The sequence below is a fragment of the Edwardsiella anguillarum ET080813 genome, from assembly GCF_000264765.2.
In the GTDB taxonomy this organism is placed as follows: domain Bacteria; phylum Pseudomonadota; class Gammaproteobacteria; order Enterobacterales; family Enterobacteriaceae; genus Edwardsiella; species Edwardsiella anguillarum.
Map to the genome: position 1 here is coordinate 1,890,986 of NZ_CP006664.1, position 13,268 is coordinate 1,904,253.

Genomic DNA, 13,268 nt, shown 5'->3' on the forward strand with positions numbered 1-13,268 from the left:
TGAAATATACACTCTTTATCGGAGGGCATCAGTGTAGCAAAAAATCAGTCGTCGAGCATGGGGCGCGCATGGTTTTCTAGCCGCTCGTCCTGGACGTGCGACGCGTAGGCGGCGAGTAAAAAGGAATGGATCTCATTTGTTGCTTGACTCTGGAGTCGACTCCAACGTGTAGAATTATCCGTAATAGTAAGACTGGTAATGATGCGAGGAGGAACCGATGACCCATAAACACATTCACCCCGGCGGGTCCGATGCAGGCTGTGGCTGCGGCCATCAGCATGCGGCGATGCAGCACGGCTGCAGCCGTCCGGCGCACGGCACGCTGAAGATCAGTATGGCGTCGCCGTTGACGCCGGCCGCCGACGGCGCCTGCTGTATGGCGGCCCACGACCATGATGGCGTCGAGGAGGACGCCGATCCCCACCCCTTGCCTCCCCTGGCGTCTGGGCGCCAGCGCTTCAGCTGGCGGGTGGAGGGGATGGACTGTCCCAGCTGCGCCCGCAAAATAGAAACGGCGGTCGCCCAGATTAACGGGGTGGAGCGCGCCTCGGTCCTGTTCGCAACCCAGAAACTGGTGGTGGATGCCTCGCGGGATCTCTCCCCGGCGATTGAACGGGCGGTGCGCCAGGCGGGCTTTAGCCTGCAGTCCGTGGGCGCCAAGCGGGCGGAGAGCGCCGCGCTGCGCTGGCATGAGGTGATGCCGCCGATCGCGCTGGCGCTGCTGATGCTACTGAGCTATGGGCTGACGCTGGTTGACCCGTCGCTGGGCCGGGTGGCCTTTATCGCGACAACGCTGGTCGGGGTGGCGCCGATCATGCTAAAAGCCGTGCGCCTGATGCGCAGCGGCAGCTATTTCGCCATTGAAACCCTGATGAGCATTGCCGCGCTGGGGGCGCTGTTTATCGGGGCGACGCAGGAAGCGGCGATGGTCTTGCTACTGTTCATGCTGGGCGAGCGCTTGGAATCCTATGCGGCCAACCGGGCCCGCAAAGGGGTCAGCGCCCTGATGGCGCTGGTGCCCGATGAGGCGGTGGTGATAGAACAGGAGCGGCGGCGCACGCTGGCCGTCTCCGCGCTGCGTCCCGGCATGGAGATCGAGGTTGCACCGGGCGGTCGTCTGCCCGCCGATGCCGAGCTGTTGCTGGAGAGCGTGAGCTTTGATGAAAGCGCGTTGACCGGCGAATCGCTGCCGGTCGATCGTCCGCCGGGGGCGCGGGTGCCGGCCGGCGCGCTGGTCGTCGATCGGGTGTGCCGGCTGCGGGTGATCTCACAGCCCGGACAAAATGCCATCGATCGCATTCTGCAGCTGATCGAAGAGGCCGAGGAGCGCCGTGCGCCGATCGAGCGGTTCCTGGATCGCTTTAGCCGTTACTATACGCCGGCGATCATGGCGCTGGCGCTGCTGGTGATTCTGATTCCGCCGCTGGCCTTTGCCCAGCCCTGGGATACCTGGATTTACCGGGGGCTAACGCTGCTGCTGATCGGCTGTCCCTGCGCGCTGGTGATCTCAACGCCGGCGGCGATCACCTCCGGTCTGGCGGCGGCGTCACGTCACGGTGCGCTGATTAAGGGCGGGGCGGCGTTGGAGCAGCTGGGGCGCGTGCGCACTATCGCGTTCGATAAAACCGGGACCCTGACGCAGGGGATGCCGCAGGTGAGCGGCGTATTCAGCGTTGAGGGCGTGTCGGCTGAACGGCTACTGACGCTGGCGGCGGCGGTGGAGGTGGGCTCCCACCATCCATTGGCCAAGGCGGTGATCCTGGCCTGCGAGCAGCGTGGCCTGCCGGTGGTGCAGGCTCAGGCCCGTCAGGCACAGGCCGGTATCGGCGTCGCGGGAGAGGTCGACGGCGTAGCGGTACAGGTTGCGGCGCCGAGTCGCCTGGCGCCAGAGAGGTTGTCAGAGGCCCTGCTGACGCAGATCGTGGCGTGGGAGGAGCTGGGGCAGACGGTCGTGACGGTCCTGCGAGATGGCGTAGCCATCGGGGCGATCGCCATGAGCGATACGCTGCGCCCGGACGCCGTTGAGGCGCTGGATGCGCTGCGGGCGCTGGGCATTGAGGCCGTGATGCTGACGGGAGATAACCCGCGCGCGGCGGCGGCGATTGCCGGTTCTCTGGGGATCGATTTCCGGGCCGGGCTGCTGCCGCAGGATAAGGTGCATCAGGTGGAGGCGCTCAGCCGCCGGGCGGATACCGCGATGGTCGGTGACGGGATCAATGACGCGCCGGCGATGAAGGCGGCCAGTATCGGTATCGCCATGGGCGGGGGGACGGACGTCGCGCTGGAGACGGCGGATGCGGCGCTGACTCATAATCGCCTGACCGGGCTCGCGCAGATGATCGCCTTATCGCGGGCGACCCACGCCAACATCCGCCAGAACATTACGCTGGCGTTGGGACTCAAAGGGGTCTTCCTGATCACCAGCCTGCTGGGGATCACTGGGCTGTGGCTGGCGGTGCTGGCTGACTCTGGCGCCACGGCGCTGGTGACGGCGAATGCGCTGCGCCTGTTGCGCCGCCGTTAAGTCTGTCTGGGTAATAATTAACGTGCGTATCGTTACCGGGGAATGATACGCACGTTATGTTGCACGAAGTTACACTCATTTACTGCTATACTCCGCACCCTGCTTTTGTTTCCACTCACTTTATAACGCTTAACAATATGAATAATCGTGCATTGCTGTCCTGTCTTTCCGGCGTGCTGATGAGCGGTGTTGCCCATGCGGCCACTCAGGATAATACCACCGAGCTCAGCAGCACCCTTCCCACCTACTACGGCTTGCCCCAGTCGCAGGCCCATGCGGCGGACAGCGTGCCAACGGCCCAGACGTCGGCGCCAGAGGCGCAAAAGAGCTCGATTCTGCCGATTTGGGGCGACGAGGCGCGCGCGCGCGGCTACGATCTGCCGGAGCCTTTCGGTATTAATATTAACTATATGAATATGCGCCAGAATATCGTGGTGGATAGCATTAGTTTTAGCGGGTTGGGCTGGGATAGCTATTCGCTGCCTACGGATCTGTTCAATATTAAGGTGGGGAGTACCCGCCAGCGTAGCGTGACTCAAACGATTAAGTTGGATGCGTGGGTGCTGCCTTTCATGAACGTCTACGGCATCGTCGGCAAGACGCGCGGTAGCTCATTGTCCAAGGTCTCTGTCGATGCCGATCCCAGCCAATATAAGCCATTTAGTATGGATGGGATCATCGCACAAATAGTACATGGTATGAATAAGAGCGGACAGCTGCGCGATCTGGATTTCCAGCTGAACTTTAAGGGCACCACCTACGGCGCCGGTACGGTGCTGGCCGGCGGCTACGGCAACTGGTTCGGCCTGGTGGATATGAACTATACCCAGACCCGCTTCGATATTCTCGACGGCAGCATCGACGCCTTTACCCTGTCGCCGCGCGTCGGCTACCGCTTCACTACCCCCGGCATCGGCGCCGTCGGCCTGCCGGACGGCAAGCTCAGCCTGTGGGTCGGCTCTATGTATCAGGATGTGCAGCAGGAGTTTAAGGGCAGCCTCAGCGATCTGTCGATGCCGGGCGGATTATCTGCGCTGATGGCGATTGCCAATCAGCAGGGTCAGGGCCGTTTCGATGTGCGCCAGCATTTATCGTCGCCATGGAACGTACTGATTGGCGCACAGTATGAAATCACTCGTAACTTTAACCTGACCACGGAGGTGGGCTTTGCCGAGCGCAATAGCTTCTTTGTCTCCGGAGAGTACCGCTTCTGATGTGCCGCCCCCTGATGACGCTGGCGCTGGTCTACGCGCTCTCGCCGCTGGCGGGACAGGCGGCACTGTTGCCGACGCGTGCGCAGATCGATGAGTGGCTGGGGCATCTGGGCGGCGACGATCGCTTCGATCCGGACAAAGGGATCGACTGGGGGGTACTGCCGGGGCCGTTTTTCAATCCCGAACTGGGGCTGGGGATCGGCGCCGCGGTGGCCGGGCTGTATCGCCCGGATCCCTCGGACACCACCAGCCAGAACTCCAGCATCACGCTGAGCGGCTACCTCAGCTCTACCGGCGCCTTTGGGCTGGGAGTCCGCAGCTATAGCTTTTTTGACCACGATCGCTGGCGTATCTTTGTCACCGGTGGGATTAGCGATACGCCAACCTACTACTGGGGGCAGGGCTTCCGCGCCGGGGCCGACGACGACGGTCGGCAGAAATACACGGCACAGTCGCTGCGGCTACAGCCGGAGGCGCTGTACCGGATAGCGTCTCAGACATACCTCGGCGTTGGCTGGTCGCTGTCGGCGATGCATGCCGCCGATGTGAAGCAGACGGATCGCCTGGCGCAGATTCGCGATGGGCGTACGGTATTCAGCTCCGGCCCCAGCCTATCGCTGCAGTATGACAGCCGGGACTTTGTGCCCAATCCGCGCCGGGGGATGCTGGCGAGCCTGCGCTACACCCACTATACGCCGGAGACGGGCAGCGATACCCGCTTTGATAACCTGACGACCCGCTTCAGCACCTACCACGCGCTGGATGAGACCCGCGTGCTGGCCTGGGAGATCGACGGTGAGTTCACCCAGGGGATGGTGCCGTGGAATATGCTGCCGTCGCTCGGTGGCGATCAGCGGATGCGGGGTTACTACCAGGGGCGCTACCGCGATCGTAATCTGATTAGCTCACAGCTGGAGTATCGGCAGAAGCTGAGCTGGCGCCACGGCGTGGTGGCCTGGGCCGGCGCCGGTACGATGGGGCCAAACGTCAGGGAGCTGGGCAGCAGTCGCTGGCTGCCCACCGTGGGGGTCGGCTACCGCTTCGCCTTTAAGCCAGGTATTAATATTCGTTTGGACTATGGCATTGGTCGCGGCAGCAGCGGCTTTTATTTTCAGGTAGGAGAGGCATTTTGATGGCGGTGGTCCGGAGATGGTGTGCAGCGCTGCTGGCCTGGTGCGGCGCGGCAGGGGCGTTTGGCCTGCCGATGAGCCTTGATCTGGCGCAGCTGCAGCCCCTGCAGGCGGCTCATGCCTGGCCGGTGAGCGCGCCTTTGCCGCCGCCGGATGGGCTGCGCCCCTGCTGTGCCTTCGGCTATGATCTGAACGCCGAGGCGCTGGGCGTCCCCATTCCCTTTTACCGTTTGAACAATGTGGTTGAGGCGGATGCGCTGGGTGGCCATCGCTACAACGATAGCCTGTTTGGCGCGCTGGCCAGTTTGGCCGGCCTGGGCAGTGAACGTAATGGCCTGATATATACGCGCCGCGGTGGCTTCTTGGATCTGGCGCATGTTCGCGATAGCGCGGATATGACGGTATACATCTTCAGCCATCTGTACCCGCGGCTAGGGCAGGCTTTCCGCCTCGACCTGGGCGACGAGCTCGCGCGGCGTCAGCTGGTGTTTTCTGCCTTTACGCCGCCGCATGAGGCGCGGGAGCGCTATACCCTCGCGGCCTATTTAGCCGCCCGCCTGGCGTTTGAGGTGGCTGCCTGGCACGAGGTTGCCCAGTGGTATGGCTATGAGTCTATCCCCGGCTTTTCGGAGGGGGTCTCGGCGTTTTCCCCGGAGGATCTCTATTCCAATCTACTGGGGACGCGACTGGCCTTGACGCTGATCCTGAATGGACATACGGCCTCGCTGGGGCAATACAGCGCGGCGCTGACGACGCTGCTGCCGCAGGCGCTGTGCCAGCTGCAGGCGCAGCCCGCCATATTGACGCGTTTTCAGTTTGATATGCTGGATGGCAAATGGTGGGACAGCCGTCAGGCCGTGCCGCAAAAGTTTCTGGTGCTTAAGCGCAACTATGATACCCGTGACGATCGCTTGCCGACTTCGATTTCCGGGGAGTTGACGCCGCCGCTGCGTCTGATGCTGCCGGGGCAGGTGCACCGTTACGATCTTGCCAAGCTGGCGGAGCTGCGCCTGCTGCCGGGCGCGTCAATGAAACGCCTGCCCGTTCCGCCGCACTATTACACCTGGCGTGACTTCGGTCATTTGGCGGCATTTGCCCAGGCGCAGGATACGCTGCAGCTTTCGCGTAAGCGTTAGAGGCGATACCGATACTTGTTCGCGCTGTATTTGACCAGATGTAAACCCACTCTGGGCGGCGGTCGGCGTCGCCCTTGGGTAGAATAGCGCCCATCAACTGCATCGAATGGATCTCTTCCGTGTTTCTACTGCTGGCGACCACGCTGCTGTGGGCCTTTTCGTTTAGTCTGATCGGCGTGTATTTGGCCGGCCAGGTCGATAGCTGGTTTGCCGTGCTGGCGCGGGTTGCGCTGGCGACGCTGGTCTTTCTCCCGTTTCTGCGCTGGCGTGGGGTGCGCCCGCGTCAGGCGCTGGCCTATATGCTGGTGGGCGCTTTTCAACTGGGGCTGATGTACCTGTTCTACTATCCCGCGTTTCTGTATCTGACGGTGCCAGAGGTGCTGCTGTTTACCATTCTGACGCCGCTGTATGTCACGCTGATTTACGATCTGCTACAGGGGCGACGCCTGCGCCCAGGCTATTTGGGCAGCGCGCTGCTGGCTGTGCTGGGCGCGCTGATCATCCGCTATAACCCGCTCAGCTCACAGTTTTTACTGGGTTTTGCCCTGATCCAGGGGGCCAATCTCTGCTTTGCGCTGGGGCAGGTGGGATACAAACGTCTGATGGAGGTGATGCCGCTGCCGCAGCATCGCGCCTTCTCCTGGTTTTATCTGGGGGCGCTGATGGTTGCGCTTCCGGCCTGGTGGCTGTATGGCAATCCGCATAGGCTGCCGGCTACGCCGCTACAGTGGGGAATTTTGCTGTGGCTGGGCATCGGTGCCTCTGGCCTGGGGTACTTCATGTGGAACTATGGCGCTACGCAGGTGGATGCCGGTACGCTGGCCATCATGAATAATGCGCTGATCCCGGCGGGGCTGCTGGTGAATCTGGCTATCTGGCAACAGCATCCTGACTGGATCAGGCTGACGCTGGGTGGGACAGTGATCGCCCTGTCGCTTTGGGTACACCGGCGCTGGATCGTACCACATCACGGACAAACGGCAGGCCGTCGCAGGCGTGGCGGCGCGCCAGCTGAATAAAGCCATCCATCACCGACTGGCGCTGCTCTCCCGTGCGCAGCGCCGCATACAGCCGACGCCATAGCCCCTCACCCAGCGGTCGGGTGGTCAGCGCCCCCTGGCGCTCGGCGCTTTCCGCGACCCAGTGCGGCAGCGCGGCGATGCCCATCCCCGCGGCCGCCATCTGCAGCAGCAGCAGCGTATTGTCGACTTGTTTTAGCCGGGGGGCGATGCCGGCGGGCTGGAGAAAGTGGTTCCAGACATCCAGACGCTGCCGGGCCACCGGATAAATTAACAGCGTCTCCTGTGCCAGATCCTGTGGCCGAACCGTGCCTCTGCGGGCCAGCGGGTGCCCGGGGGCCATCACCAAACGCACTTCATAATCGAACAGCGGCGCATAGTACAGCGTGCCGCGCGGCAAAATATCCGAGGTCAGCACCAGATCCAGCTCCCCCTGCTGCAGCGCGGGCTGGGGATCGAAGGTGACGCCGGAGCGAAAATCGAGCGTCACCTGGGGAAACTGGGCTTGAAACTGCGCCAGGGCCGGCGTCAGCCACTGAATACAGCTGTGACACTCAATGGCCAGACGCAGCGTCTGCTGCGGCGGTACCTGACATGCCTGTAGGGCCTGCTGTACCTGGGGCAGCACCTGCTCCGCCAGCGCCAGCAGGATCTCGCCCTGGGGGGTAAAGCGCAGGGGCTGGCTCTTACGGACAAACAGTCGGTATCCCAGGCGCTGTTCCAGTTCACTGAACTGATGAGAGAGGGCCGACTGGGTTTGGTGTAGCCGGGCGGCGGCGGCGGCCAGTGAACTGCCGGCGCGCAGAGCCTGCAGCGTTCTTAGGTGCTTCAGCTCGATCATGAGAAACCCTCAGTTAACAGATGAACAGATTGCGCTTGAGTCCTCTACATTACCCGCTGATTATGGATGTGTAAACATCTGGACATCTAAACATCCATAATCGGCATTGCGAGGTAAAAGAGGATGCAGGTAATCAGTCATACCCTGGGGTTTCCACGTATAGGGTTACAGCGTGAGTTGAAGAAGGCACTGGAGGCCTACTGGTCGGGCAGCGCGCCCCAGAACGCGCTACTGGCCTGCGGCGCCGAGCTGCGCGCCCGCCATTGGCGTCAGCAGCATCAGGCGGGAATCGATCTGCTGCCGGTGGGCGATTTTGCCTGGTATGACCATGTGTTGGCGACCAGTCTGATGCTGGGGAATGTCCCGGCACGCCACCGGCGCGCCGACGGCGTCATCGATCTGGATACGCTGTTTGGGATTGCGCGCGGCCAGGCGCCCGGAGGAAAGCCCGCGGCGGCGGCGGAGATGACAAAATGGTTTAACACCAACTATCACTATATCGTGCCCGAGTTTACCCGCGGGCAGCGCTTTTCCCTTGGCTGGCGCCAGCTGCTGGACGAGGTAGATGAGGCGCTGGCGCAGGGATATCGGGTGAAACCGGTACTGCTGGGGCCGCTGACCTACCTATGGCTCGGCAAGGTAAAAGGGGCGCCTTTCGATCGTCTAAGCCTACTGGAGGAGGTACTGGCGGTATACCGTCAGGTGCTGGCCGCGCTGGCCGAACGCGGGGTCGAATGGGTGCAGGTGGATGAGCCGGCGCTGGTGCTGACGCTGCCGCCGGCGTGGCGCGATGCCTATCAGCATGCGTATCAGGCGCTACAGGGGCCGGTGAAGCTGCTGCTGACCACCTACTTTGGCGACATCGGCCACCACCTGCCGACGATCTGTGCTCTGCCGGTGCAGGGGCTGCACGTCGATCTGGTTCAGGGCGCGGTCGATGCGCTGGCGCTCCACCGTCAGCTGCCCGCCGACTGGGTGCTATCGCTGGGCGCGATCAGCGGTCGTAACGTCTGGCGCGCCGATCTGGCCGATTGGCAGACGCGTCTGCAGCCGCTGGTCGGTCAGCGGCCGATCTGGCTGGGCAGTTCCTGCTCCCTGCTGCATACGCCTATTGATCTGAGTGCGGAAACCCAGCTGGATGAGGAGGTGAAAAGCTGGTTTGCCTTTGCCCTGCAGAAGTGTGACGAGCTGGCGCTGCTGACCCAGGCCCTGAACGATCCTGCGCCGCGGCGGGAGGCGTTGCTGAGCTACAGTGCGCCGCTATACCTGCGTCACCGCTCCGAGCGGGTTCATAACCCGGCGGTAGCCGAGCGTCTGGCCGCGCTGACCGATGCGGATACGCAGCGCCCCAGCGGATACCCCCAGCGCGCTCGGCGTCAGCGCCAGCGCTTTGCACTGCCGCGCTGGCCGACGACGACCATCGGCTCATTCCCGCAGACGCCGGCTATCCGCACCCTGCGCCTCGACTTTCGCCGTGGGCAGCTGACCCCGCCGCACTATCGTCGGGGAATAGCCGATCACATCCGCCAGGCGATTAGCGAGCAGGAGCTACTGGGGCTGGACGTACTGGTGCACGGTGAGGCCGAACGTAATGATATGGTGGAGTATTTCGGTGAGCAGCTGGAGGGGTTTGTGTTTACCCGTAACGGCTGGGTACAGAGCTATGGCTCACGCTGTGTAAAGCCGCCGGTGATCGTCGGGGATATCAGCCGCCCCGCGCCGCTGACCGTCGAATGGACCACCTTTGCCCAGGCTCAGACCTCCCGGCCGGTGAAGGGCATGCTGACCGGTCCGATAACGATGCTGTGTTGGTCGTTTGCCCGTGAAGATGTGCCGCGAGAGGTTATCGCCCGTCAGCTGGCGCTGGCGCTGCGCGACGAGGTAGACGACCTGCAGCGCGCGGGGATCGGCATCATTCAAATCGACGAGCCCGCGCTGCGCGAGGGCCTGCCGCTGCGTCAGGATGAGTGGCAGGCGTACCTGGCGTGGGCCGTGGCGGCGTTTCGTCTGACGGCGGCGGTGGCGTACGATGATACCCAGATCCATACTCATATGTGCTACTGCGAGTTCAATGACATCATGGCGGCGATTGCGGCGTTGGATGCGGACGTGATCACCATTGAGACGGCGCGATCGGATATGGAGCTGTTGGAGGCCTTTTCTCGCTTCGACTATCCCAATGAGATCGGGCCCGGGGTGTACGATATCCACTCACCGAACGTGCCGACGCAGGCGGCGATGGTCGAGCTGCTGCGCCGGGCGGCACAGCATATTCCCGCCGAGAGGCTGTGGGTGAATCCGGACTGCGGTTTAAAGACGCGTGGCTGGGAGGAGACCCGACGTGCGCTGAGCAACATGGTGGCGGCGGCGCGCTTGCTGCGCGCGCAGACGCAGGCATAAAAAAACGGGCGGGAGCGACTGCTCCCGCCCGCAATACCGCGATGATACTTAGTCCTGCAGCAGACGGCGTGCGGCATCGACGACGATTTTTACCGCGTGCGATTCGGTCTGCTTCATGGTCTCCGCGTTGGGGATCTCTTGCTGGGTGCGGTTGACGATGACCCCGGCCACCATCCCGGCGCGCAGCCCCTGGCTGGAGCACATGGTCAGCAGCGTGGCGGACTCCATCTCGAAGTTCATCACGCCCATCTCTTGCCACTCTTTCATCGAGCCGCGGAAGCGGCGGGTTACACGGCCTGAGAAGGTATCATAGCGCTCCTGACCCGGGTAGAAGGTGTCGGAGGAGGCGGTGATCCCGACGTGGGTCGCAGCGCCGACGGCGCGGGCGGCATCGACCAGCGCGGTGGTGCAGGTGAAGTCGGCAACGGCCGGGAACTCCATCGGCGCGAAGTGCAGGCTGGCGCCGTCAAGGCGTACGGAGGCGGTGGTGACCAGCACGTCGCCGACGTTGATGTGCGGCTGAATGGCACCGGTGGTCCCGACGCGCAGGAAGGTACGGATACCCAGCTGTGCCAGCTCTTCCACGGCGATGGAGGTCGACGGACCGCCGATACCGGTGGAGCAGACGATGACAGCCTTACCGTCCAGCTCGGCGCGCCAGCTGGTGAATTCACGATGGGAGGCCAGCTTGACCGGGTTCTCCATCAGTTTGGCAATTTTTTCCACGCGCTCCGGGTCGCCGGGCACGATGGCCAGCGTAGCACCGTGCAGATCGCTTTTGGCCAGTCCGAGGTGGAATACTTCAGGTTTAGACATCGCTGCTGACTCCTGTGTCATCGTTATCCTCCGCTGAGGAACAAGGGATCACTCTACTGAAATTCGTCGGATAAATGCGTGACTCAAGTCACTTGATATGAAGAAACGGTATCATTATCGACAAAAAATTGTGATTATATTCACAATATATGGCGATAACGTCGGAATTTTAGACAGATTCCTGTGATGAGGATGACAGATCTTTCGCTCCTGCGCCGCCCCACGCGCCGCCCTCCCGCGGCTGCCGCTCGGGGGCGTTTTTCGACCGTTTAATTCGCCCGGTTACCGCTGGGCGATCCGCGATGACGCTGGCGGCGCCAAAGTGGTTAGGGTGATCCCTGAAAAATCCTCAGGGGAGATAATAACCATGCAACATGCGATTACCTTCGTGTTGGCAACGCTGTGTATTCTTGCTATTTGCTACCGTCTGTACGGCCTGTTTTTCGTGAGAAAGGTGCTGCGTGCCGACGATAGTGAAGTCACACCCTCACATACCTATGAAGACGGTAAAGACTATGTGCCGACCAAGAAATGGGTCAACTTCGGCAGCCATTTTGCCGCCATTGCTGCCGCGGGGCCGCTGGTCGGGCCGGTACTGGCCGCGCAGTTTGGCTATCTGCCGGGCTTCCTGTGGCTGCTGATCGGCTGCGTCATCGGCGGGGCGGTACACGATACGGTGGTGCTGTTCGCGTCGATGAAGCATCAGGGAAAGTCACTGTCCGAGGTGGCTAAATCGGAGCTGGGCCCCATTGCCGGCTGGTGTACCGGTCTGGCGATGCTGTTCATCATTACCATTACCATGGCCGGGCTGTCCATGGTGGTGGTTCATGCCCTAGAGCGTAACCCGTGGGGAACCTTCGCCGTCTTTATGACCATCCCGATCGCCATCTGCGTCGGGCTGTGGGAGCGCATCACCGGCAGTATGAAAGGGGCGACCTACGCCGGGATTGCCGCGATTATTCTGTGCGTTTTTGCCGGGCCCTACATTCAGCACACGACCTTCGGGGAGTGGCTGACCTGGAAGTCTTCAACCGTAAGCCTGCTGCTGCCGGCCTATGCCTTCTTTGCCACGGCGCTGCCGGTCTGGATGCTGCTGACGCCGCGCGGCTACCTGTCTAGCTTTATGAAGATTGGGGTCTTCGGCGCGCTGGTGGTCGGGGTGGTCTTTATCAACCCCGAAATTCAGTTTCCGGCGATCACCCAATTTATTCACGGCGGTGGTCCGGTACTGTCTGGGCCGGTATGGCCGTTTATCTCCATTACCATCGCCTGTGGCGCTATCTCCGGTTTTCACGCCTTTATCGGCTCTGGCACCACGCCGAAGCAGATCGACAAGTGGAGCGACATTCTGCCGGTGGGCTTTGGCGCTATGCTGGCGGAGTGCGTCGTTGGGGTCATGGCGCTGATCGCTGCCACCTCGCTGCACCCGGCGGATTACTTTGCCATTAACTCCAGCGCTCAGGCCTGGGCCGGGCTGGGGATGGAGGTCGTCCACCTGCCGCAGCTGAGTCAGGAGATCGGTCTGGATCTGTACGGGCGGACCGGCGGGGCGGTGACCCTGGCGGTTGGGATGACGGATATCTTTATCCGGGTGCCGTGGTTTAGTAGCCTGGCCTCCTACTTCTTCCAGTTTGTCATCATGTTCGAAGCGGTCTTTATTCTGACGGCCGTCGATTCCGGCACCCGCGTGGCGCGCTACCTGCTGCAGGACTTCTTGGGGGATCTGTGGGCGCCGCTGAAGCGCACAGACTGGCTGCCCGGTTCGATTTTCTGCTCTATCGTTGCCTGCCTACTGTGGGGGTATCTGCTCAACTCTGGCGACATCAACTCGGTATGGGCACTGTTCGGTGTATCTAACCAGCTGATGGCTTCCGTGGGTCTGATCATCGGTGCCACCATCATTCTGCGTCTGGCGACCAAACGTATTTACATGCTGACCTGTATTATTCCGCTGGTCTATCTGTTTATTACGGTGAACTACGCCGGTTACTGGATGGTGAAGCACGTTTACTTTAATCCGCAGGCGGCGGGCTATAACCTGTTCAACGGGACGATCTCCATCATCATGCTGGTGCTGGGCCTGGTGATCCTGCTATCGGCCCTGCGCAAATGGCGTGAGCTGTGGATGAAGCGCGGCGGTGAGCTGGCCGCCGCGCAGGCGGAGGCAACGGCCTGATCCCGCGTTGCC

The 13,268-nt window shown here is 62.1% G+C and carries 8 protein-coding genes and 1 pseudogene; 7 read left to right on the forward strand and 2 right to left on the reverse strand.

The features are described from left to right. Window positions 1-217: 217 nt before the first annotated feature. The 5 genes and pseudogenes from ETEE_RS08525 to ETEE_RS20045 form a co-directional block, all read left to right on the forward strand. Window positions 218-2,524: a zinc/cadmium/mercury/lead-transporting ATPase gene (locus ETEE_RS08525; protein ID WP_034164563.1), complete on the forward strand. Its 2,307-nt coding sequence runs from the start codon at window positions 218-220 to the stop codon at window positions 2,522-2,524. 137 nt (window positions 2,525-2,661) lie between these two features. Further along, complete coding sequence (locus ETEE_RS08530; protein WP_034164564.1) at window positions 2,662-3,738, forward strand: hypothetical protein; 1,077 nt, start codon at window positions 2,662-2,664, stop codon at window positions 3,736-3,738. Then, window positions 3,738-4,871 carry a BamA/TamA family outer membrane protein gene (locus ETEE_RS08535; RefSeq protein ID WP_034164566.1) on the forward strand — a complete coding sequence of 378 codons (1,134 nt, stop codon included), beginning with the start codon at window positions 3,738-3,740 and terminating at the stop codon, window positions 4,869-4,871. The genes ETEE_RS08530 and ETEE_RS08535 overlap by 1 nt, the downstream gene beginning before the upstream one ends. Beyond that, window positions 4,871-6,004 carry a DUF4056 domain-containing protein gene (locus ETEE_RS08540; protein ID WP_034164567.1) on the forward strand — a complete coding sequence of 378 codons (1,134 nt, stop codon included), beginning with the start codon at window positions 4,871-4,873 and terminating at the stop codon, window positions 6,002-6,004. The genes ETEE_RS08535 and ETEE_RS08540 overlap by 1 nt, the downstream gene beginning before the upstream one ends. 119 nt (window positions 6,005-6,123) lie before the next feature. Next, a pseudogene (locus tag ETEE_RS20045) lies at window positions 6,124-6,882 on the forward strand (carboxylate/amino acid/amine transporter); the annotation flags it as partial. 19 nt (window positions 6,883-6,901) lie between these two features. Here ETEE_RS20045 and metR read toward each other — a convergent pair. Continuing rightward, the gene (gene metR / locus ETEE_RS08545; protein ID WP_034164568.1) at window positions 6,902-7,864 is read right to left on the reverse strand and encodes an HTH-type transcriptional regulator MetR; all 963 of its coding nucleotides are present in this window, start codon (window positions 7,862-7,864) and stop codon (window positions 6,902-6,904) included. Between the two features lie 123 nt (window positions 7,865-7,987). On the opposite strand from metR, the gene metE reads away from it, so the two are divergent. Beyond that, a complete protein-coding gene (gene metE / locus ETEE_RS08550) occupies window positions 7,988-10,264 on the forward strand; it encodes a 5-methyltetrahydropteroyltriglutamate--homocysteine S-methyltransferase (RefSeq protein ID WP_034164569.1) in 2,277 nt (758 codons plus the stop codon). 48 nt (window positions 10,265-10,312) lie between these two features. Here the strand turns inward: metE and udp are convergent, their stop codons facing one another. Continuing rightward, window positions 10,313-11,080, reverse strand: coding sequence for a uridine phosphorylase (udp, locus tag ETEE_RS08555; protein ID WP_012847023.1), 768 nt, complete (start codon window positions 11,078-11,080; stop codon window positions 10,313-10,315). Between the two features lie 367 nt (window positions 11,081-11,447). Here udp and ETEE_RS08560 point away from each other — a divergent pair, with 367 nt between their 5' ends. Then, complete coding sequence (locus ETEE_RS08560) at window positions 11,448-13,256, forward strand: carbon starvation CstA family protein (RefSeq protein ID WP_034164570.1); 1,809 nt, start codon at window positions 11,448-11,450, stop codon at window positions 13,254-13,256. Window positions 13,257-13,268: the final 12 nt, after the last annotated feature.